The sequence below is a fragment of the Kitasatospora sp. NPDC018619 genome (assembly GCF_044391605.1).
In the GTDB taxonomy this organism is placed as follows: Bacteria; Actinomycetota; Actinomycetes; order Streptomycetales; family Streptomycetaceae; genus Kitasatospora.
In genome coordinates this window covers 38,905-63,591 of sequence record NZ_JBISAI010000032.1, presented here as the reverse complement: position 1 = coordinate 63,591, position 24,687 = coordinate 38,905, and the positions used below count along the sequence as shown (strand labels likewise).

Genomic DNA, 24,687 nt, shown 5'->3' with positions numbered 1-24,687 from the left:
CCGCGCCTCGCCCGCCGGCCGGGTGGGGCGCCCGCACCCCCGGCCCCGGCCCCCCGCCGGCGGACCGGGGGCGGCCCCCCGCGGGGGGCCGGCGGGGGGGGGGGGGGTCCCCCCCCCCCCGCGGCTGGGACACCGACCGCCTGCTCGGCGGCAGCGCCGACGGCACCGGCGCCTCGTACGTCAGCGAGGGCGCGTTCCTGTACGGGGCGCCGGAGTTCGACGCCGGCTTCTTCGGGATCAGCCCGCGCGAGGCCCTCGTCATGGACCCGCAGCAGCGGCTGCTGCTGGAGACCTCCTGGGAGGCGATCGAGCGGGCCGGGATCGACCCGCACACGCTGCGCGGCAGCCGGACGGGCGTGTTCGCCGGCACCAACGGGCAGGACTACGCGGCCCTGGTGACCAGGGCGCCGGAGGCGGCCGAGGGCTACCTGGCCACCGGCATCGGCGCCAGCGTGGTCTCCGGCCGGATCTCGTACACCTTCGGGCTGGAGGGCCCGGCCGTCACCGTGGACACCGCGTGCTCCGCCTCGCTGGTCTCCCTCCACCTCGCCGTCCAGGCGCTGCGCCAGGGCGAGTGCTCGCTCGCCCTGGCGGGCGGGGTCACCGTGATGTCGACCCCGCTGTCCTTCGTCGAATTCTCCAAGCAGCGCGGGCTCGCCCCGGACGGCCGCTGCAAGGCCTTCGCCGAAGCCGCCGACGGCACCGGCTGGGGCGAGGGCGCCGGCATGCTGCTGCTGGAGCGGCTCTCCGACGCCCGCCGCAACGGGCACCCGGTGCTCGCCGTGGTTCGCGGCAGCGCCGTCAACCAGGACGGCGCCTCCAGCGGCCTGACCGCCCCCAACGGCCCCTCCCAGCAGCGGGTCGTGCGCCAGGCCCTGGCGAACGCCCGGCTCTCCACCGCCGACGTGGACGCCGTCGAGGCGCACGGCACCGGCACCCGCCTGGGCGACCCGATCGAGGCCCAGGCGCTGCTGGCCACCTACGGCCAGGACCGCGAACTGCCGCTGCTGCTGGGCTCGGTGAAGTCCAACCTCGGCCACACCCAGGCCGCGGCGGGCGTGGCCGGCGTGATGAAGATGGTGCTGGCCCTCCAGCACGGCGTGCTGCCGCGGACCCTGCACGTGGACGCGCCGTCCTCCCAGGTGGACTGGACGGCCGGATCCGTCGAGCTGCTGACCGAGCAGCGGGCGTGGCCCGAGACCGGCCGCCCGCGCCGGGCCGGCGTCTCCTCCTTCGGCGTCAGCGGCACCAACGCCCACGTCATCATCGAGCAGGCCCCCGAGGAGCCGCCCGCCGGGCAGGCGAGCGAGCTGCCCGCCGGGGAGCAGCCCGCCGCTGCGGCACCGGCGCCCGCCCCGGGCCCGCTGCCCTTCCTGCTCTCCGCCCGCACCGACCGCGCCCTGCGCGCCCAGGCGCTGCGGCTGCGCGAGCACCTGGAGACGGACCCGGCCCCCGCCGACCTCGCTCTCTCGCTGGCGGTCTCGCGCTCCCGGTTCACCCACCGCGCGGCCGTCGTCGCCGGGAACACCGCCGAACTGGCCTGCGCGCTGGAGGCGTTCGCGGCGGGCGAGGAGCCGGCCCGGGTGGTCTCCGGCACCGCCGACGTGACCGGCAAGACCGTCTTCGTCTTCCCCGGCCAGGGCTCCCAGTGGGCCGGCATGGCCGTCGAACTCCTCGACACCGAACCGGTCTTCGCCCAGCGCATCACCGAATGCGCCGACGCGCTGGCCGAGTTCACCGACTGGAACCTGATCGACGTCCTCCGAGGCACCGACGGCGCCCCCGGCTACGACCGCGTCGACGTCGTCCAACCCGCCCTGTGGGCCGTCATGGTCTCCCTCGCCACCCTCTGGCAGGCCCACGGCGTCCACCCCGACGCCGTCATCGGCCACTCCCAGGGCGAGATCGCCGCCGCCACCGTCGCCGGCGCCCTCACCCTCCACGACGCCGCCCGCGTCGTCGCCCTGCGCTCCCAGGCCATCACCGCCATCGCCGGCCACGGCGGCATGGTCTCCATCGCCCAACCCGCCCACCACCTCGACCTCACCCCCTGGCACGACCGCATCTCCGTCGCCGCCGTCAACGGCCCCGCCTCCACCGTCGTCGCCGGAGACGCCGACGCCCTCGACGAACTCCAGGCCGCCCTGGAGGCCGAGGGGGTGCACGCCCGCCGCGTCCCCGTCGACTACGCCTCCCACTCCGCCCACGTCGAACAGCTCCAGGACGAACTGCTCCGCCTGCTCGCCCCCGTCGCCCCCCGAACCTCCCAGGTGCCCTTCTACTCGACGGTGGACGACGCCTGGCTGGACACCGCGGAGCTGGACGCCGCCTACTGGTACCGCAACCTGCGCCGGACCGTCCGGCTGGAGCAGGCCGTGCGCGCGCTCGCCGCCGACGGGCACGCCTTCTTCGTCGAGGCCAGCCCCCACCCGGTGCTCGCCCCCGCCGTCCAGGACACCCTGGACGCCGCCGGGGCCACCGCCGTCGCGACCGGCACCCTGCGCCGCGACCAGGGCGGGCCCGCCCGGTTCCGCACCGCGCTCGCCGCCCTGCACGTGCGGGGCCGCGAGGCCGACTGGCCGGCCCTCCTCCCCGGCGCGCGCCGGATCGCCCTGCCCACCTACGCCTTCCAGCACGAGCGCTACTGGCTGGACGCCACCGGCGCCGTCGGCGACGCCGCCGACCTCGGCCTCGGCTCCGCCGCGCACCCGCTGCTCGGCGCCTCGCTCTCCCTCGCCGACGGCGACGGCCTGCTGCTCACCGGCCGGCTCTCGCTGCGCACCCACCCCTGGCTGGCCGACCACGCCGTGCTCGGCTCCGTGCTGCTGCCCGGCACCGCCTTCCTCGACCTGCTGGTCCACGCCGGGGACCAGGCCGGCTGCGACCGGGTCGAGGAACTCGCCCTGGAGAGCCCGCTGGTGCTCCCCGAGACCGGCGGCATCGCCCTCCAGCTGCGGGTCGGCCCGGCCGACGACAGCGGACGGCGCGAGGTCACCGTCCACTCCCTGCGCGAGGACGCGCCGCCGGACGCGCCCTGGGTCCGGCACGCCAGCGGGTGGCTCGCCCGGGCCGGCGCGCCGGCCGCCGCCGAGGAGCTGACGGCCTGGCCGCCGGCCGGCGCCACCGCCGTCGACCTCGACGGCTACTACGAGCGGCTGGCCGCCGGCGGCCTCGGCTACGGCCCGGCCTTCCGCGGCCTGCGGGCCGCCTGGCTGGACGGCGACGACGTCTACGCCGAGGTCGCGCTGCCCGAGGAGCAGCGCTCCGGCGCCGAGCGCTTCGGGCTGCACCCGGCGCTGCTGGACGCCGCCCTGCACGCGCTGGGCTGCGCCGCGGACGGCGGCGAGGGCCTGGACCTGCTGCCGTTCGCCTGGAGCGGTGTGACCCTGCACGCCGCCGGCGCGACCGAGCTGCGCGTACGGCTCAGCCGCACCGGCCGGGACAGCGTCTCGCTGCTGGCCGCCGACCGCTCCGGCGCCCCGGTGGCCACCGCCGACTCCTTCGTGCTGCGCCCGATCGGCGCCGTGGGGGCCGCCGCCCGCGACACCACCGCCGACGCGCTGTTCCGGCTCGACTGGACGGCCGTGCCGCTGCCCGAGGAGGGCGTCGAGCCGTACCGCGCCGACGGCCTGGACGCGCTGCCCGCCGAGGTGCCGGCCACCGTGCTGGTGCCGGTCGAGGCGCCCGCCGGGGGCGCCACCGCGGACGGCGTGCGGGCCGTCACCCACCGGGTGCTGGCGCTGCTGCGGCAGTGGCTCGCCGAGGAGCGCTTCGCCGACTCCCGGCTGGTGCTGGCCACCACCGGCGCCGTCGCCGCCCGCCCCGGCGAGGACGTCACCGCCCTGGCCTGCTCCGCGCTGTGGGGCCTGGTGCGCTCCGCGCAGTCCGAGAACCCGGACCGGATCGTCCTGGTCGACCTGGACGGCACCGCGGCCTCGGCCGCCGCACTGCCCGCCGCGCTCGCCACCGGCGAGCCCCAACTCGCCCTGCGCGAGGGGGCGGTGCTGGCCGCACGGCTGGCCCGCGCGGCCGGCTCCGGCGCGCTCACCCCGCCCGCCGGCACGCCCTGGCGCCTGGACACCACCGGCCGCGGCACCCTGGACAACCTCACCCTGGCCGCCTGCCCGGAGACCCTGGAGCCGCTCGCCCCCGGCCACGTCCGGGTCGCGATGCGCGCCGCCGGGCTCAACTTCCGCGACGTGCTCAACGCGCTCGGCATGTACCCGGGCCAGGCCGGCCTGCTCGGCAACGAGGGCGCCGGCGTCGTCCTGGAGGTCGCCGAGGACGTCACCTCGCTCGCCCCCGGCGACCGGGTGATGGGCATGTTCGCCGGCTCCTTCGGCACCACCGCGGTCACCGACCACCGGCTGCTGGTCCGGATCCCGCGGGGCTGGGGCTTCACCGAGGCCGCGTCCGCCCCGATCGTCTTCCTCACCGCCCACTACGCGCTGACCGACCTGGCCGGGCTGCGGGCCGGGGAGTCCGTCCTGGTGCACGCCGCCGCCGGCGGCGTGGGCATGGCCGCCGTCCAGCTCGCCCGCCACCTGGGCGCCGAGGTGTACGGCACGGCCGGCACCGGCAAGTGGGACGCGCTGCGGCCGCTCGGCCTGGACGACGCCCACCTGGCCGGCTCCCGCACCCTGGACTTCGGCCGGGAGTTCCTGGCGGCCACCGGCGGCCGCGGCGTGGACGTCGTCCTGAACGCGCTGGCCGGGGAGTTCGTCGACACCTCGCTCGCCCTGCTGCCCCGCGGCGGCCGGTTCGTCGAGATGGGCAAGACCGACATCCGGGACGCCGAGGAGGTCGCCCGGCGGCACCCCGGCGTCGCCTACCGCGCCTTCGAGCTGTTCGAGGCCGGCCCGCAGCGCATCCGGGAGATGCTCACCGAGCTGGTCGAGCTGTTCGAGTCGGGGGCGCTGCACCCGCTGCCGATCACCACCTGGGACGTCCGCCGCTCGGTCGACGCCTTCCGCCACGTCAGCCAGGCCCGGCACACCGGCAAGGTCGTGCTGACCGTCCCGCCCGCGGCCGACCCCGACGGCACCCTGCTGATCACCGGCGGCACCGGCGTGCTGGGCGGGGTGCTGGCCCGGCACCTGGTCGCCGAGCACGGCGTGCGCCACCTGCTGCTCACCAGCCGGACCGGCCCCGACGCGCCCGGCGCGGCCGAGCTCACCGCCGAACTCACCGCCCTCGGCGCCACCGTGACCGTCGCCGCCTGCGACGCCGCCGACCGCGAGCAGCTCGCCGCCCTGCTGGCCGCGATCCCCGCCGAGCACCCGCTCACCGGCGTGGTGCACACCGCCGGAGTGCTCGACGACGGCGTGATCGGCTCGCTCACCCCGGAGCGGATCGACGCGGTGCTGCGCCCCAAGGTCGACGGCGCGCTCAACCTGCACGAGCTGACGCTCGACCGGGAGCTGGCCTGCTTCGTGCTGTTCTCCTCCGCCGCCGGCGTGCTCGGCGGCGCGGGCCAGGGCGGCTACGCCGCCGCCAACACCTTCCTGGACGCCCTCGCCCAGCACCGCCGCGCCCGCGGCCTGGCCGGCTCCTCGCTCGCCTGGGGCCTGTGGGCGCAGCGCAGCAGCATGACCGGGCACCTGGACGCCCGGGACGTCGAGCGGATGAGCGAGGGCGGCATGACCCCGCTCGGCTCGGAGCTCGGCATGGCCCTGTACGACGCGGCCGCGCTGCGGGACGAGCCGCTGCTGCTGCCCGCCGACCTCGACCTGTCCGCCCGGCGCGGGCGCGGGCCCGTCCCGGCGCTGCTGCGCGGCCTGCTGCGGGCCCCGGCCCGGCGCAGGGCGGAGGCGGTGTCCGGGCCCACCGGCTCGGCGCTGGCCGGCCGGCTGGCCGCGCTCGGCGAGGCGGACCGCACCGGGCTCCTGCTGGACCTGGTGCGCGGCCACGCGGCCTCGGTGCTGGGGCACGGCTCGGCGGAGGCGATCGAGGCCGACCGCGCGTTCAAGGACCTCGGCTTCGACTCGCTGACGGCGGTGGAGCTGCGCAACCGGCTCACCACCGCGACCGGGCTGCGGCTGCCCGCCACCCTGGTCTTCGACCACCCGTCGCCGACCGCGCTCGCCCGCCACCTGCGGGCCCGGCTGCTCGACGACCAGGCCCCGGCGGCCGCCGGCACGGCGCCGGCCCCGGCCGGCCGGGAGGCGGACGCCGACGGGGACGCCGTCGCGATCGTCGCGATGGGCTGCCGCTACCCCGGCAAGGTCGCCTCGCCCGAGGACCTGTGGCGGCTGCTGCTGGAGGGCGGCGACGCACTCGGCGGCTTCCCGGGCGACCGCGGCTGGGAGCCCGGCGGCCAGGGCGGCTTCCTGTACGACGCGGCCGGGTTCGACGCCGAGTTCTTCGGCATCAGCCCGCGCGAGGCGCTCGCCATGGACCCGCAGCAGCGGCTGCTGCTGGAGACCTCCTGGGAGACCTTCGAGCGGGCCGGCATCGACCCGGCCTCGGTGCACGGCACCCGGGTCGGCGTGTTCACCGGCACCAGCGGCCAGGACTACGCCTCGCGGCTGCGCCGCGTCCCCGGCGAGGTCGAGGGCTACCTGGGCAACGGCAGCGCGGCCAGCGTGATCTCCGGCCGGGTGGCGTACACCTTCGGGCTGGAGGGCCCGGCGATCACCGTGGACACCGCCTGCTCCTCCTCGCTGGTGGCCCTGCACCTGGCGGCGGCCGCGCTGCGCCGCGGCGAGTGCGACCTCGCCCTGGCCGGCGGCGTGGCCGTGATGTCCACCCCCGGCCTGTTCGCCGAGTTCGACCGGCAGGGCGGCATGTCGGCGGACGGCCGCTGCAAGGCCTTCGCCGCCTCCGCCGACGGGACGGGCTTCGCCGAGGGCGTGGGCGTGCTGCTGGTCGAGCGGCTCTCCGACGCCCGCCGCAACGGGCACCCGGTGCTCGCGCTGGTGCGGTCCACCGCGATCAACCAGGACGGCGCCTCCAACGGGCTGACCGCCCCGAGCGGCCCGGCGCAGGAGCGGGTGATCCGCGAGGCGCTGGCCGCCGCCGGCCTCGGCTCCGCCGACGTGGACGCCGTCGAGGCGCACGGCACCGGCACCCGCCTGGGCGACCCGATCGAGGCCAACGCCCTGCTCGCCACCTACGGCCAGGACCGCGAACTCCCGCTGCTGCTCGGCTCGCTGAAGTCCAACATCGGCCACGCCCAGGCCGCCGCCGGCGTCGGCGGCATCATCAAGATGGTGCTCGCCATGCGGCACGGCGTCCTCCCCCGCACCCTGCACGTCGACGAGCCCACCCCGCACGTGGACTGGACGGCCGGCGCGGTCGAACTCCTCACCGAACAGCGGGCATGGCCCGAGACCGGCCGCCCGCGCCGGGCCGGCGTCTCCTCCTTCGGGATCAGCGGCACCAACGCCCACGTCATCATCGAGCAGGCCCCCGAGGAGGGCGCCGAGGAGCCCGCCGCGCCGACCGGGCACGGCACCCTGCCGTTCCTGCTCTCCGCCCGCTCCGAGCGGGCGCTGGCCGCCCAGGCCGAGCGGCTGTCCGCCTTCCTGGCCGAGCACCCGGAGACCGCCCTGCCGGACCTCGCCCACTCGCTGACCGCCTCCCGGGCCGCGCTGCCGCACCGCGGCGCGGTGGTCGCCCGGGACCGCGAGGGCCTGCTGGAGGGCCTGGCGGCGCTGGCCGCGGGCCGCGGCCTGCGCGGCACCGCGGCGAGCGGCCGGACGGCCTTCCTGTTCACCGGCCAGGGCGCCCAGCGCCCCGGCATGGGCCGCGAACTGTACGACGCCTACCCGGAGTTCGCGCAGGCCTTCGACGCCGTCTGCGCCGAGCTGGACCGGCACCTGGAGCGGCCGCTGCGCGAGGTGGTGTTCCAGGAGGGCGAGCTGCTCGACCGCACCGGCTGGACCCAGCCCGCCCTGTTCGCCGTCGAGGTCGCCCTCTACCGCCTGGTCGAGTCCTTCGGCCTGCGGCCGGACTTCGTCACCGGGCACTCCGTCGGCGAGCTGGCCGCGGCCCACGTCGCCGGCGTGCTCTCGCTGGCCGACGCCGCCCGGCTGGTCGCCGCCCGCGGCCGGCTGATGGAGCGGCTCCCGGCCGGCGGCGCGATGGTGGCCGTCCGCGCCACCGAGGAGGAGGTGCTGCCGCTGCTCGGCGAGCAGGTCTCGCTGGCCGCCGTCAACGGCCCCGAGGCCGTGGTGGTCGCCGGGCAGGAGGACGCGGTGCTGGCCGTCGCGGCCGCGCTGGCCGAGCGCGGGCGCAGCACCCGGCGGCTGCGGGTCAGCCACGCCTTCCACTCGCCGCTGATGGACCCGATGCTGGCCGAGTTCCGCGCCGTCGCCGAGTCGCTGACCTACCACCAGCCGCTGATCCCGCTGGCGGCCGAGGTCACCGACCCGGAGTACTGGGTGCGGCACGTCCGCGAGGCCGTCCGCTTCCACGACACGCTGCTCGGGCTCGCCGAGCGCGGCGTGACCACCTTCCTGGAGCTGGGCCCGGACGCGGTGCTCACCGCGGCCGGCCGGGAGAGCCTGCCCGGCTCCGGGGTCGCGCTGATCACCGCCCAGCGGCGGGACCGCTCCGAGGAGCGGACCCTGGTCGAGGCGCTGGCCGCGCTGCGGCTGCGCGGCGCGGCCGTCGACTGGTCGCGCCTGCTGCCCGGCGCCCGCCGCACCGAGCTGCCCACCTACGCCTTCCAGCGCGAGCGGTACTGGCTGGAGGACGCCGAGGGCCCGGTCGGCCTGGCCGGGGCCGGTCTCGGCTCGCCGGAGCACCCGATGCTCGGCGCGATGACCGAACTGGCCGACGGCACGGGCTTCCTGTTCACCGGCTCGCTCTCCGAGCGGACCCACCCGTGGATCGCCGAGCACGGGGTGATGGGCCGCACCGTCGTCCCGGGCGTCGCCTACGCCGAACTGGCCCTGCACGCCGCCGAGCAGGTGGGCTGCGACCGGGTCGAGGAGATCACCCACCTGGCGCCGCTGGTCCTGCCGCGGACCGGCAGCGTGCTGCTCCAGCTGCGGGTCGGCCCGGCCGACGCACAGGGCCGGCGCCCGCTGACCGTGCACTCCCGGCCGGAGGACGCCGCCGAGGGCGAGTGGACCCACCACGCCGACGCCGTGCTCGGCACCGGCGCCGGCGCCCCGGACTTCGACCTCCGGGCCTGGCCGCCGGCCGGCGCGCAGGAGGTCGACCTGACCGGCTTCTACCGGCGCGCGAGCGACACCGGCTTCGCCTACGGGCCGCTGTTCGCGGGCCTGAAGGCGCTCTGGCGGCGCGGGGACGAGGTCTTCGCGGAGGTCGCGCTGCCCGAGGAGGGCCGCGCCGCGGCCGCCCGGTTCGGCATCCACCCCGGCATGTTCGACGCGGTGCTCCAGGCGATGGCCGCCTCCACCCTGCTGGAGCGGATCTCCACCGACGAGGCCCCGCACGGCCGGCTGCCCTTCGCCTGGACGGGCGTCGAGCTGTACGCCTCCGGTGCGGCCGCCGTCCGGGCCCGCCTCACCCCGGCCCGCGCCGGCGGGGTGGCCTTCGCCGTCGCCGACGCCACCGGCGCGCCGGTCGCCTCGGTGGAGTCCCTGGTGATGCGTCCGGTCTCGCCGGAGGCGATCCGCGGGGCCGGCGCCGGCGGGCGGGACGCCCTCTACCGGGTCGAGCCGGCCGAGCTGCGGCTGCCGGCCGCCCCGGCGGCCCCCGCCGACTGGGCCGTGCTCGGCGAGCCGGCGTTCGGCCTGCCGGGCCGCCCGCACCTGGCGGCGCTGGCCGAGGACGCCCCGCACACCGTGCTGGTGCCCTGGACGGCCGAGGGGCCGGGCCCGCTCGCCGAGCGGGTGCACGCCGCCGCCGGCCGGGCGCTGACCCTCCTCCAGGAGTGGCTCGCCGACGAGCGCTTCGCCGACTCCCGGCTGGTGTTCGTCACCCGGCACGCCGTCGGCCCGGACCTGCGGGACCTGGCGCACGCCCCGCTCTGGGGCCTGGTGCGCTCGGCGCAGGCCGAGCACCCCGACCGGTTCGTCCTGGTCGACCTGGACGGCGAGGAGGCCTCCGCGGCCGTCCTGCCCGCCGCCCTGGCCACCGACGAGCCCCAGCTGATCGTCCGCCGGGGCACGGTGTCCGCGCCGCGGCTGGCCCGGGCCGGCGCCGGGGCCGCCACCGGGGCCCCGGCCCTGCGCCCGGACGGCACGGTGCTGGTCACCGGAGCCACCGGGGCGCTCGGCCGGCTGGTCGCCCGGCACCTGGCCACCGCGCACGGCGTGCGGCGCCTGCTGCTCACCAGCCGCAGCGGCCCCGACGCCCCGGGCGCCGCCGCCCTGGCCGACGAGCTCACCGCGCTCGGCGCCGAGGTCACCCTCGCGGCCTGCGACGCGGCCGACCGGACGGCCCTGGCGGCACTGCTCGCCGCGCACGAGGTCACCGCCGTGGTGCACACCGCGGGCGTGCTGGACGACGGCGTGCTCGACGCGCTCACCCCCGAGCGGGTCGCCGCCGTACTGCGCCCCAAGGTGGACGGCGCGGTCAACCTGCACGAGCTGACCGCCGGGCGGGAGCTGGACGCCTTCGTCCTGTTCTCCTCCGTCGCCGGGGTGCTCGGCGCCGCCGGGCAGGCCGGCTACGCCGCCGCCAACACCTTCCTGGACGCCCTGGCGCACAGCCGCCGCGCGGCGGGCCTGCCGGGCACCGCGATCGCCTGGGGCCCGTGGCTGCTGGACGACCCGGCGCACGCCGGCATGGCGGGCGGCCTCGGCCGGGCCGACCTCGGCCGGCTCGCCCGCGGCGGGATGGCCCCGCTGCGGGCGGAGCAGGGCCTGGAGCTGTTCGACGCCGGCCGGGCCGGCGCCGACCCGCTGGCCGTCGCCGTCCGGCTCGACCCGGCCGCCTTCCGGGGCGGGGACGTGCCGCCGATGCTGCGCGGCCTGGTCCGCGCCCCGGGCCGGCGGGCCGCCGAGTCCGGCGGCGGCCAGGACCCGGCCCGGCGGATCGCCGGCCTCTCCGGGGAGCACCGCACCCGGGCCCTGCTCGACCTGGTCCGCACCCGGGTCGCGGACGTCCTCGGACACGCCTCGGCGGAGTCCGTGCAGGCCGACCGGGCGTTCAAGGAGATCGGCTTCGATTCGCTGACCGCCGTGGAGCTGCGCACCCGGCTGCACGAGGCGACCGGGCTGCGGTTGCCGGCCACCCTGGTGTTCGACTACCCGACCCCGGCGGCGCTGGCCGGCTTCCTCGACGAGCGGCTGCCCCGCGAGGGCGCGCCCCGGGAGGAGCCCGTCCTCGCCGGACTGGACCGGCTGGAGGCCGCCCTGGAGCGGCGGCTCGCGGACGGCCACGCGCTCGACGGCCTGTCCCCGCGCCTGCGGGCCCTGCTCGACCGGCTGGACGGCCCGGGCGCCTCCGGTGCCGCACTGGCCGGCGACGACAGCGACCTCGACGCCGCCTCCGACGACGAGCTCTTCGCCCTCGTCGACTCCCTGGACTAGCCCAGGCCACGCCGCCGGGCCCGCCCCCCTTGCCGGGGCGCGGGGCCCGGCGGCTCCCCCGGACACGCCCGGCGGCGGCCGCGGCCCCGCCCCGGAGCCGGACCACCCCGGCAGCCACCACCCGTAGCAGGAAGTGATCTGAGATGGCCAACGAAGACCAGCTTCGCGAGTACCTCAAGCGGGCGGTGGCCGATACCCGGAAGGCCCACCGGCGGCTCAAGGAGCTCGAGGACGAGCGCCACGAGCCGATCGCGATCATCGGCATGGCCTGCCGCTTCCCCGGCGGGGTGCGCAGCCCGGAGGAGCTGTGGCGGCTGCTGGCCGACGGGACGGACGCGATCTCGCAGTTCCCGACCGACCGCGGCTGGGACCTCGACGCGGTGTACGACCCGGACCCGGGCGCCGCGGGCACCAGCTACACCCGCCACGGCGGCTTCCTGGACGGCGCGGCCGGCTTCGACGCCGGGTTCTTCGGGATCAGCCCGAACGAGGCGCTGGCGATGGACCCGCAGCAGCGGCTGCTGCTGGAGACCTCCTGGGAGGCCGTGGAGCGCGCCGGCATCGACCCGCAGTCGCTGGCCGGCGGCCGGACGGGCGTCTTCGTCGGCACCACCTCCCAGCTGTACGGCACCGGTTCGGACATCCCCGAGGGGGTGGACCTGTACCTGGGCACCGGCACCACCGCCAGCGTCACCTCCGGCCGGATCGCCTACCACTTCGGCCTGGAGGGCCCGGCGGTCTCGGTGGACACCGCCTGCTCCTCCTCGCTGGTCGCCCTGCACTGGGCGGCCCGGTCGCTGCGCCAGGGCGAGTGCACCACGGCGCTGGCCGGCGGCGTGACGGTGATGTCCAACCCCGGCATGTTCGTGCTGTTCAGCCAGCAGAAGGGGCTGGCCCCGGACGGCCGCTGCAAGGCCTTCGCGGGCGCCGCCGACGGCACCGCGTGGAGCGAGGGCGTCGGCATGCTGATGCTGGAGCGGCTCTCCGACGCCCGCCGCAACGGCCACCGGGTGCTCGGCCTGATCCGCGGCAGCGCCGTCAACCAGGACGGCGCCTCCAACGGCCTGACCGCCCCCAACGGCCCCTCCCAGCAGCGGGTGATCCGGCACGCGCTGGCCGACGCCCGGCTGTCGGCGGGCGAGGTGGACGTGGTGGAGGCGCACGGCACCGGCACCACCCTGGGCGACCCGATCGAGGCCCAGGCACTGCTGGCCACCTACGGCCAGGACCGCGAACTGCCGCTGCTGCTCGGCTCGGTGAAGTCCAACATCGGCCACACCCAGTGCGCCGCGGGCGTGGCGGGCGTGATCAAGACGGTGCTCGCCATGCAGCACGGCGTGCTGCCCCGGACCCTGCACGTGGACGAGCCCACCCCGCACGTGGACTGGTCGGCGGGCGCGGTGGAGCTGCTGACCGAGGAGCGGGCGTGGCCCGAGACCGGCCGCCCGCGCCGGGCCGGCGTCTCCTCCTTCGGCGTCAGCGGCACCAACGCCCATGTGGTGCTGGAGCAGGCCCCGCCGCCGCAGTCCCCGCCGGACGGCGCCCGCCCGGTGGAGCCGTCCTCGCTGCAGGCCCCCTCGGCACAGGCACCGTCGGCCGGCCCGGTCGCCCTGGCGTTCTCCGCCAAGAGCCCGGCCGCTCTGCGGGACCAGGCCGCGCGGCTGCGCGAACTGCTCGCCACCGGAACGGGGTTCACCCCCGCCGACCTCGCCTGCGCGCTGGCCGCGTCCCGCTCGGCCTTCGCCCACCGCGGCGCGGTGGTCGGCGCGAGCGCCGAAGAACTCCACGACGCCCTGGGGGACTTCGCCGCCGCGACGGCGGAGGTGACCGGCAGGACGGTCTTCGTCTTCCCCGGCCAGGGCTCCCAGTGGGCCGGCATGGCCATCGAACTCCTCGACACCGAACCGGTCTTCGCCCAGCGCATCACCGAATGCGCCGACGCGCTGGCCGAGTTCACCGACTGGAACCTGACCGACGTCCTCCGAGGCACCGACGGCGCCCCCGGCTACGACCGCGTCGACGTCGTCCAACCCGCCCTGTGGGCCGTCATGGTCTCCCTCGCCGCCCTCTGGCAGGCCCACGGCGTCCACCCCGACGCCGTCATCGGCCACTCCCAGGGCGAGATCGCCGCCGCCACCGTCGCCGGCGCCCTCACCCTCCACGACGCCGCCCGCGTCGTCGCCCTCCGCTCCCAGGCCATCACCGCCATCGCCGGCCACGGCGGCATGGTCTCCATCGCCCAACCCGCCCACCACATCGACCTCACCCCCTGGCACGACCGCATCTCCGTCGCCGCCGTCAACGGCCCCACCTCCACCGTCGTCGCCGGAGACGCCGACGCCCTCGACGAACTCCTCGAACAACTCACCGCCGACGGCATCCGCGCCCGCCGCGTCCCCGTCGACTACGCCTCCCACTCCGCCCACGTCGAGGCCCTGCAAGACGAGCTGCTCACCGTCCTGGCCGACCTGCGGCCGCAGGCCCCGCGGATCCCGTTCTGGTCCACCCTGGACAGCCGCTGGCTGGACACCGCCGCCTTCGACGCCACGTACTGGTACCGCAACCTGCGCCACCCGGTGCAGCTGGACACCGCCGTCCGCGCCCTGCTCGCCGAGGGCTTCACCACCTACGTCGAGACCAGCCCCCACCCCGTCCTCGTCCCCGGCCTCCAGGAGACCCTGGACGAGACGACCACCCCCACCGTCACCACCGGCACCCTGCGCCGCGACCAGGGCGGCCTCGCCCGCTTCCTGACCTCCGCCGCCGGGCTGTGGACGCACGGCGTGCCGGTGGACCTCACCGGCCGGCTGTCCGGCACCCGCCCGGTCGACCTGCCCACCTACCCCTTCCAGCACGAGCGCTACTGGCTGGAGCCGTCCTCCGGCACCGGGGACGTGACGGCGGCCGGCCTCGACGCCACCGAGCACCCGCTGCTCGGCGCCGCCCTGCCGCTGGCCGAGGGCGACGGGGTCGTGCTCACCGGCCTGCTGTCGCTGCGCACCCACCCGTGGCTGGCCGACCACGCCGTCTCCGGCACCGTCCTGCTGCCCGGCACCGCCTTCGTGGAGCTGGCCGTGCGCGCCGGTGACGAGGTCGGCTGCGGTCTGGTCGAGGACCTGGCCATCGAGGTCCCGCTGGTCCTGCCGGAGCGCGGAGCCGTCGTCCTCCAGACCGTGGTCGGCGCGCCCGACGAGGCCGGCCTGCGGCCGGTGGCCGTCTACGGCCGGCCCCAGGACGCCCCGCACGGCGAGCCGTGGACCCGGCACGCGGGCGGCCTGCTCGCCGCCGACGAGGCGCGCCCGCCCGCCGAGCAGGCGGTCTGGCCGCCCGCCGGCGCCGCCGCCGTCGACCTGGACGGCTTCTACGAGCGCCTGGCGGCGGCCGGGTACGGCTACGGCCCGGTGTTCCGGGGCCTGGCCCGGGCCTGGCGGCTCGGCGAGGAGGTGCACACCGAGGTCCGGCTGCCGCAGCAGGCGCACGCCGACGCGGACCGCTTCGGCCTGCACCCCGCGCTGATGGACGCCGCCCTGCACGGCATGGGCCTGGCCCGCCGGGAGGGCGCCGCCGAGGGCAACGGCCTGCCGTTCGCCTGGAGCGGTGTCCGGCTGCACGGCACCGGCGCGAAGGCGCTGCGGGTGACGCTCTCCCCGGCCGGCCCGGGCTCGGTGTCGCTGGCCCTGTACGACGAGACCGGCGCCCCGGTGGCCTCCGTCGCCTCGCTGGCCGTCCGCACGATCTCCGCCGGGCAGCTGCGGGCCGCCCGGCGCGGGCAGCGGGACGCGCTCTTCGGGATCGAGTGGGCCCGGGTCGCGCCGGGCGACGGCGCCCGGCCGCAGCGCTGGGCGGTGCTCGGCGCCCCCGGGGCCGTCCCCGGGCTCCGGCCGGACGGCCTGGCCGGCCTGGAGCGCCTGGACTCGCTCTCCGGGGCCGGGGCCGCGCCGGAGGTGCTGCTCCTGCCCGCGCCGGCGGCCGCCGCCGACTCCCCGGTGGAAGCCCACCGGGTGGCCGCCGAAGTCCTGGGCCTGCTCCAGGAGTTCCTCGCCGAGGAGCGGTTCTCCGGCACCCGGCTCGCGGTGCTGACCGGGGGCGCGGTCGCCGCCGCCGAGGGCGACCGGCTGCCCGGCCTGGCGCACGCCCCGCTGTGGGGCCTGCTCGGCTCGGCCCAGGCGGAGCACCCCGAGCGGTTCGTCCTGGTCGACCTGGACGGCACCGCCGACGCCGCCGCCGTCCTGCCGCCCGCGCTGGCCTGCGGAGAACCCCGACTGGCCGTGCGCGCGGGCGAGCTGCTCGCCCCCCGGCTGGTCCGGGCCGCGCCGACCGCCACCGCCCGTCCGCTCGACCCGGCCGGCACGGTGCTGGTCACCGGCGGCACCGGCACCCTCGGCACCCTGCTCGCCCGCCACCTCGTCACCGAACACGGCGTGCGCCACCTGCTGCTCACCAGCCGCAGCGGCCCCCACGCCCCCGGCGCCGACCACCTCACCGCCGAACTCACCGCCCTCGGCGCCACCGTCACCGTCACCGCCTGCGACACCGCCGACCGCCACCAGCTCGAAACCCTGCTCGCCGCAATCCCCGCCGACCACCCCCTCACCGCCGTCGTCCACACCGCCGGAGTGCTCGACGACGCCGTGATCGAGAACCTGACGCCCGAGGCGCTCGCCCGGGTGCTGCGGCCCAAGCTCGACGCCGCCGCGCACCTGCACGAGCTGACGGCCGGGCTCGACCTCGCCGCCTTCGTCCTGTTCTCCTCCGCCGCCGCCACCTTCCCCAGCCCCGGCCAGGGCAACTACGCCGCCGCCAACGCCTACCTGGACGCGCTGGCGGCCCGCCGCCGGGCGGCCGGGCTGCCCGCCCAGTCCCTCGCCTGGGGCCTGTGGGCGCAGCCCAGCGGCATGACCGGCCACCTGGGCGAGGCCGAGCTGGAGCGGATGAGCCGGGGCGGCACGGTCCCGCTGTCCGAGCGCGACGGGCTCGCCCTGTTCGACGAGGCGCTGGCCGTCCCCGCCCCGCTGGTGGTGCCGGCCGGGCTCGACCTCGCGGCGCTGCGCGGCCGCGCACCGGTTCCGCACCTGCTGCGCGCCCTCGTCCGGCCGGCCGCGCGGCGCACCGCCCGCTCCCGGTCGGCCGAGGAGGGCGGCCGGCTGGCCGAGCGGCTCGCCGCGCTCTCCGAGGCGGACGGCCGCCGGGCCGCGCTCGACCTGGTGCGCAGCCAGATCGCCGGGGTGCTCGGGCACTCCTCGGCCGAGCAGGTCGATCCCGAACTCCCCTTCAGCAAGCTCGGATTCGACTCGGTGACGGCCGTGGAGCTGCGCAACCGGCTCCACCAGGCCTCCGGTCTGCGCCTGCCGGCGACGGCGGTCTTCGACTACCCGACCGCCACCGCGCTGGCCGAGCGGATGCGCGCCCTGCTGCTGCCCGAGGAGCGGGCCGACGACGGCGCCGCCGAGGAGCGGGCCGCCGAGCAGGCCCGGGCGGCCGAGATCGACGGCATGGACATCACCGACCTGGTCGAACTGGCGCTGGGCACCTCGGTGGACCCCGCGGGCGTGTGAGGAAGAGGACAGCATGACGACCCCCCAGGAGCGGATCGTCGAGGCGCTGCGCGCCTCGCTCAAGGACAACGAGCGGCTCAGGAAGCAGAACGAGCGGCTGGCGGCGGTCGCCGACGAGCCGATCGCGATCACCGGGATGGCCTGCCGGCTGCCCGGCGGAGTGCGCACGCCCGAGGACTTCTGGCGGCTGCTCACCGCGGGCGGCGACGGGATCGGCCCGTTCCCCGCCGACCGCGGCTGGGACCTCGGCGAGGAGAGCGCCACCGCCCAGGGCGGGTTCCTGTACGACGCGGCCGAGTTCGACCCCGGCTTCTTCGGCATCGGCCCGCGCGAGGCGCTGGCGATGGACCCGCAGCAGCGGCTGCTGCTGGAGGCCTCCTGGGAGGCCGTGGAGCGGGCCGGGATCGACCCGCTCACCCTGCGCGGCAGCCGGACGGGCGTGTTCGCCGGCGTGATGTACCACGACTACGCCGCCCGGCTGGGCGAGGTGCCCGACGAGGTCGCCGCCTACCTGGGCAACGGCAGCGCGGGCAGCGTCGCCACCGGCCGGGTCTCGTACGCGATGGGCCTGGAGGGCCCGGCCGTCACCGTGGACACCGCCTGCTCCTCCTCGCTGGTGACGATCCACCTGGCGGTCCAGGAGCTGCGCCGCCGGGGCTGCGACCTGGCCCTGGCGGGCGGCGTCGCGGTGATGTCCACGCCTGGGCTGTTCGTGGAGTTCACCCGCCAGAAGGGCCTGGCGGCGGACGGCCGCTGCAAGGCCTTCGCGGACGCGGCGGACGGCACCGGGTTCTCCGAGGGCGTCGGCATGCTGGTCCTGGAGCGGCTCTCCGACGCCCGGCGCAACGGGCACCCGGTGCTCGCGGTGCTGCGCGGCAGCGCCGTCAACCAGGACGGCGCCTCCAACGGGCTGACCGCCCCCAACGGCCCGGCCCAGGAGCGGGTGATCCGCCAGGCGCTCGCCGCCGCGGGCCTGACCGCCGCCGACGTGGACGCCGTCGAGGCGCACGGCACCGGCACCCGGCTGGGCGACCCGATCGAGGCCCAGGCGCTGCTGGCCACCTACGGCCAGGAGCGCGAACTGCCGCTGCTGCTGGGCTCGGTGAAGTCCAACATCGGCCACACCCAGAGCGCGGCCGGGGTGGCGGGTGTGATCAAGACGGTGCTGGCCCTGCGGCACGGCGTGCTGCCCCGGACCCTGCACGTGGACCGGCCGTCCTCGCACGTGGACTGGTCGGCGGGCGCGGTGGAGCTGCTGACCGAGGAGCGGGAATGGCCCGTAACCGGCCGCCCGCGCCGGGCCGGCGTCTCCTCCTTCGGGATCAGCGGCACCAACGCCCACGTCATCGTCGAGCAGGCCCCCGAGGAGCAGCCCGCCGAGGGGCAGAGCACCGAGGCGCCCGCCGCGCCGAGGGCCACGCCCGCGCCCTGGCTGCTGGCCGGCCGCACCGAGGCCGCCGTACGGGCCCAGGCCGGGCAGCTCGCCGCGCACCTGGCGGCCCACCCCGGGCTCGGGGCCGCCGACGTCGCCCACTCGCTGGCCACCGGCCGTTCCGCCTTCCCGCACCGCGCCGTGGTGGTCGACGCGGACCGCGGCGCGCTGGAGGCGTTCGCGGCGGGCGAGGAGCCGGCCCGGGTGGTCTCCGGCACCGCCGACGTGACCGGCAAGACCGTCTTCGTCTTCCCCGGACAGGGCTCCCAGTGGGCCGGCATGGCCGTCGAACTCCTCGACAGCGAACCGGTCTTCGCCCAGCGCATCACCGAATGCGCCGACGCGCTGGCCGAGTTCACCGACTGGAACCTGACCGACGTCCTGCGCGGCACCGACGGCGCCCCCGGCTACGACCGCGTCGACGTCGTCCAACCCGCCCTGTGGGCCGTCATGGTCTCCCTCGCCACCCTCTGGCAGGCCCACGGCGTCCACCCCGACGCCGTCATCGGCCACTCCCAGGGCGAGATCGCCGCCGCCACCGTCGCCGGCGCCCTCACCCTCCACGACGCCGCCCGCGTCGTCGCCCTGCGCTCCCAGGCCATCACCGCCATCGCCGGCCACGGCGGCATGGTCTCCATCGCCCAACCCGCCGACCACATCGACCTCACCCCCTGGCACCACCGCATCTCCGTCGCCGCCGTCAACGGCCCCGCCTCCACCGTCGTCGCCGGAGACGCCGACGCCCTCGACGAACTCCTCGAGCGCTGCACGGCCGACGGCATCCGCGCCCGCCGCGTCCCCGTCGACTACGCCTCCCACTCCGCCCACGTCGAGAAGCTCCAGGACGAACTGCTCCGCCTGCTCGCCCCCGTCACCCCCCGCACCGCCGCCACCCCGTTCTGGTCCACCGTCGACAGCCAGTGGCTGGACACCACGACGATGGACGCCGCCTACTGGTACCGCAACCTGCGCCACCCGGTACAGCTGGACACCGCCGTCCGCGCCCTGCTCGCCGAGGGCTTCACCACCTACGTCGAGACCAGCCCCCACCCCGTCCTCGTCCCCGGCCTCCAGGAGACCCTGGACGAGACGACCACCCCCACCGTCACCACCGGCACCCTGCGCCGCGACCAGGGCGGCCCGACGGCCTTCCTGACCTCCGCCGCCCAGCTGCACGTCCGGGGCGTCCCCGTCGACTTCTCCCCCGCCTTCGCCGGCGGCCGGCGGATCGACCTGCCCACCTACCCGTTCCAGCGCACCCGCTACTGGCTGGAGGGGCCCCGCGAGGACGCCACGGCCGGCGCCCTGTTCCGGACGCTCTGGCGCCCCGTCGGCGGAGCCCGCACCGGCCGCCCGGACGGCCCGATCGGCGTCCTCGGCACCGCGCCCGGCGCCACCGACGGGCTGGTCCACTACCCCGACCTGGCCGCCCTCGCCGCCGCCGACACCGTCCCCGCCACCGTCCTCCACCACCTGCCCGCCGCCGCGGGCCCGGACGCCGGGCTGCCCACGGCCGTACGCGCCGCCGTCAACGGCACCCTCGACCTGCTGCGCGGCTGGCTCGCCGAGCCCCGGCTGGCCGGCTCCCGCCTCGTCCTGGCCACCCGCCGCGCCGCCGGCCCCGGCCTCGACGACCTCGCCCTGGCCCCGGTGTGGGGCCTGGTCCGCTGCGCGCAGGCGGAGTACCCGGGGCAGTTCGCCCTGCTCGACCTGGACGGCTCCGCCGCCTCCGCCGCGGCCGTCCCCGCCGCCCTGGCCACCGACGAGCCCCAGCTGGTGCTCCGCGAGGGCGTCCCGTACGCGGCCCGGCTGCTGCCCGTCCCCCGGGAGGCGGCCCGTCCGCTCGACCCGGCCGGCACGGTGCTGGTCACCGGCGGCACCGGCACCCTCGGCGCCCTGCTCGCCCGCCACCTCGTCACCGAACACGGCGTGCGCCACCTGCTGCTCACCAGCCGCAGCGGCCCCCACGCCCCCGGCGCCGACCACCTCACCGCCCAACTCACCGCCCTCGGCGCCACCGTCACCGTCACCGCCTGCGACACCGCCGACCGCCACCAGCTCGAAACCCTGCTCGCCGCAATCCCCGCCGACCACCCCCTCACCGCCGTCGTCCACACCGCCGGAGTGCTCGACGACGGGATCGTGGACGCGCTCACCCCCGAGCGGGTGGACACGGTGCTGCGGCCCAAGGTGGACGCCGCCGTCCACCTGCACGAGCTGACCGCCGGGCTCGACCTGGCCGCCTTCGTCCTGTTCTCCTCCGCCGCCGCCACCCTGGGCAGCGCCGGCCAGACCAGCTACGGCGCGGCCAACGCCTTCCTGGACGCGCTCGCCGAACGCCGGTGCGCCCAAGGCCTGCCCGCGCAGTCGCTCGCCTGGGGCCTGTGGGCCGAGACCAGCGGCATGACCGGCGCGCTGGGCGAGGCCGGGCTGGAGCGGATGGTCCGCGGCGGGGTCCCCCCGCTCTCCTCCGCCGAGGGCCTGGCCCTGTTCGACGCCGCGCTGGCGGCCGGTGACGCCACTCTGGTGACCGCCCGCCTCGACCTGCCCGCCATCGGCCGCCGCGCCGCGCCCGGCCCGCTGCCCGCGCTGCTGCGCGACCTGGCCGCCCCGGCGCCGGGGCGGCACCGGGACCACCGGGCCGGGACGGACCTCCCCGAGGACTCCTCGGGGCCGTCCGCCGCCGAGCGGCTGGCCGAACGGCTGGCCGGCGCCGGGGAGGCGGAGCGGGAGCGGGTGCTGCTCGACCTCGTCCGCGGCGCGGTGGCCGGGGTGCTCGGCCACGCCGGGCCCGAGGAGGTCGAGCCGGGGCGGCGGTTCCTGGAGCTGGGCTTCGACTCGCTGACGGCGCTCGCGCTGCGCAACCGGCTCAACGCGGCCACCGGGCTCCGGCTGGCCACCAGCCTGATCTACGACCAGCCCTCCCCGGCCCTGCTCGCCGCGCACCTGCGCGAGCACCTCACGCAGCGGCCCGACGGCACCGCGGCCGGGCCCGACGACACCGCGGCCGGGCCGGGTGGCACCGCGGGCGGGGCCGGAGCGGCCGGCCCGCTGGCGACGCTCTACTGGCAGGCCTGCGAGCGGGGCTCCTCGATGGCGGCGCTGGACCTGCTCAAGGCCGCCGCCGCCTGCCGCCCCGCGTTCCGGGCCGGCGACGCGGCCCCGGCCGGCGAGCCGGTCCGGCTCGCCGAGGGCCCGGACGGCCCGGTGCTGGTCTGCCTGCCGTCCTTCGGACCGGTCTCCGGCCCGCACGAGTACGCCCGGTTCGCCGCCGCCTGCCGCGGCCACCGCGCGGTCCTGGTGCTGCCGCAGCCGGGCTTCCTGTCCGGCGAGCTGCCGCCCGCCGACCTCGACGCGCTGGCCGACCTGCACGCCCGCTCCGTCCTGCGGCACACCGACGGGCGGCCGTTCGTCCTGCTCGGCCGCTCGGCCGGCGGCTGGACGGCGCACGCGGTGGCCGCCCGGCTGGAGCGGCTCGGGGCCGCCCCGGCCGGCCTGGCCCTGGTCGACAGCTACGCCCCGGACTACGACCAGCTCCCGCTGCTGGAGCCGTCGATGTCCGCCGCGATGAAGGACCGCGAGTCCGCCTTCGCGCTCGCCGACGACACCCGGCTGGCCGCGATGGGCGCGTACCACCGGATCTTCGCCGGCTGGCGCCCGGAGCGGATCGCCGCACCGACCCTGCTGGTGCGGGCGGCCGACCCGTGGACCGAGGAGATCCGGGAGTCGGCCGGCTGGCAGGCCGTCTGGTCCCTCCCCCACACCGCCGTGGACACCCCCGGCGACCACTTCTCGGTCCTGGAGGACCACTCCGCGACCACCGCGCGCACCGTGCTGGCATGGCTGGCCGACGCCGTCGAGCCCGCCCTCGCGGCCGGCCGCTGACCCACCGTCACAACCTCCCCAGGAGACAGGCAATGAAGATCGTCATCATCGGTGCCGGGCTCAGCGGCGTCGCCTCCGCGCTGGCGCTCACCCGCACCGGCCACGAGGTCGAGCTGTACGAGCAGGCGGACGAGCTCCGCAAGGGCGGCTACGGGGTGATCCTGTGGCCGAACGCCACCGGCATCCTGGACGAGCTGGGCATCGACCACCGGGACCTCGGCCACCGGCTGGACCGGGTGGACATCACCTCGGAGACCGGCCAGCCGCTGGTCAAGGTCGACCTCGACCGGATCGCCCGCGACTTCGGCTCGCCGAACAAGGTGATCCGCCGCAGCGAGCTGGTGGAGGTACTGGCCGCGGCCCTGCCGCCGGGCGTGCTGCGCTTCGGCGCCCGCGCGGCCGCCGTCGAGGAGCCCGCACCGGGCACCGACGGGCCGGTCGCGATCACCTTCGAGGACGGTCGCCGGGTCGAGGCCGACGTACTGCTCGGCGCGGACGGCCACCGCTCCTTCGTCCGCAAGCACCTCTTCGGCTTCTCCCCGGCCGAGCACACCGGCTGGGCGACCTGGCACGGCACCACCCCGCTGCCGGTGGAGCTGACCGACAGCAACCGGGTGCAGACCATGGCCGGCGAGCACGGCCTGTGCGTGATGCACCCGCTCGGCGAGTCCATGCTCTACTGGGCCTTCGAGACGCCGTGGGCGGACGGCGACGCGGTGCCGCCCGGCGCGCCCGGCTCCCCCGACGGGACGGGCCCGACCGGCGCCGACGGCAAGCCGCAGTCCGCGGTGGCCAACCTGCGGGCCCGGTTCGCCGGCTTCGCCTCCCCGCTGCCCGAGCTGCTGGAGTCGATCACCGACGACGACATCCAGGTCTTCCCGCACATCCTGCACCAGGTCCCCAAGCAGTGGGGCCGCGGACCGGTGACGCTGGTCGGCGACTCGGTGCACGCCGTCCCGCCGCGCACCGGCATGGGCGCCAACCAGGCCCTGGAGGACGCCTGGGTGATCGGGCGGACGCTGAACGGCCAGGGCTCCCCCGCCGAGATGCTGCGCCGCTACGAGAAGATCCGCCGCCGCCGGATCAAGCTGCTCTACCACTACGCCGCGGCGACCGGGAAGCAGGGCCAGTCGGTGCCCGGGCTGTTCAAGCGCTCCAAGGACGGCATCTCCTTCACCGGGTTCCAGCGCTTCCAGATCAAGGCCTTCAGCACCTACCTCAACGCCAAGCCCCGCTGACCGCACGCCCGTTCGCGTCCGTCCGTCCCCACAGAGAGAGCGATTCCGCCATGAAGATCATCCGTCAGCACGCCTACGGCGCCCCCGAGGTGCTGGAGCTGGAGGACCTCGAACTGCCCGCGCCCGGCCCGGGCGAGGTGCTGCTGCGCACCCACGCCGCGGCCGTCACCTTCTTCGACATCCTCAACCGCCGAGGCGACCTCGCCAAGCGCGACTACTACCGGGCCGACGCCGAACTCCCGCTGGAGCCCGGCTACCAGGGCTCCGGCTACGTCGAGGCGCTCGGCCCCGACGTGACCGGCGTGCGGATCGGCGACCGGGTCGCGTGGGCGCTGGCGGCCGGCTCGTACGCGAGCCACGTCATCGCCCCTGCCGCGCAGTTGATCCCGGTGCCGGAGGACATCGACCTCGGCGAGGCGGCCGGCCTGCCGGTGCAGGGCCTGCTCGCGTACAAGCTGACCCACGAGGCGTACCCGCTGGCCGAGGGCGACTGGGCCCTGGTGCAGTCGGCGGCCGGCGGGGTGGGCACGCTGATCACCCAGTTCGCCCGGATGCGCGGCGCCCGGGTCATCGGCGTCGTCTCCACCGAGGAGAAGGCCGTCGTCGCCAAGGAGGCCGGCGCCGAGGCGGTGATCGTCTCCGGCACCACCGCGGACCAGGCCGCCGAGGTGAAGCGGATCACCGGCGGCGAGGGCGTGCGGGTGGTCTACGACGCCGTCGGCAAGGACACCTTCGAGGCCAACCTCGACAGCCTGGCCCCGCGCGGCTACCTGGTCAACTTCGGCCAGGCGAGCGGCTTCGTGCCGCCGATGGACCTGATGACGCTGAACGACAAGGGCTCGCTGTACGTCACCCGCTTCTGCCTGCCGCGCTTCTTCGACGAGTCCTGGCCGCCGCTGAACTTCCTGGACCGCTGCTTCCAGTGGATGCGCGAGGGCAGGCTGACCGTCCGGATCGACTCGCGCTTCCCGCTCGGGCAGGCCGCCCAGGCGCACGCCGCCGTCGAGGAGCGCCGGACCAGCGGCCGCGTCCTGCTCATCCCGTAACACCCCCCTACACCCCCTGAATTCCCCTCAGAACCCCTGGTACGCACCATATTCGGATCTGCCTCGCAGACCGGGACGGGT

4 protein-coding genes and 1 pseudogene are annotated in these 24,687 nt (G+C 77.2%); all 5 read left to right on the top strand.

The features are described from left to right. Positions 1-11,450 (top strand): SDR family NAD(P)-dependent oxidoreductase (locus ACH5AR_RS32185; RefSeq protein WP_396305060.1); only part of this gene is annotated, 11,450 nt, incomplete at its 5' end. A 143-nt stretch (positions 11,451-11,593) separates the two neighbouring features. Beyond that, the gene (locus tag ACH5AR_RS32180) at positions 11,594-17,005 is read left to right on the top strand and encodes a type I polyketide synthase (RefSeq protein ID WP_396305061.1); all 5,412 of its coding nucleotides are present in this window, start codon (positions 11,594-11,596) and stop codon (positions 17,003-17,005) included. 19 nt (positions 17,006-17,024) lie between these two features. After that, positions 17,025-22,322 (top strand): annotated as a pseudogene (locus tag ACH5AR_RS32175) (SDR family NAD(P)-dependent oxidoreductase); the annotation flags it as partial. 32 nt (positions 22,323-22,354) lie between these two features. Then, complete coding sequence (locus tag ACH5AR_RS32170) at positions 22,355-23,560, top strand: FAD-dependent oxidoreductase (protein ID WP_396305062.1); 1,206 nt, start codon at positions 22,355-22,357, stop codon at positions 23,558-23,560. Between the two features lie 50 nt (positions 23,561-23,610). Beyond that, a complete protein-coding gene (locus tag ACH5AR_RS32165; RefSeq protein WP_396305063.1) occupies positions 23,611-24,606 on the top strand; it encodes a quinone oxidoreductase family protein in 996 nt (331 codons plus the stop codon). Positions 24,607-24,687 lie beyond the last annotated feature (81 nt).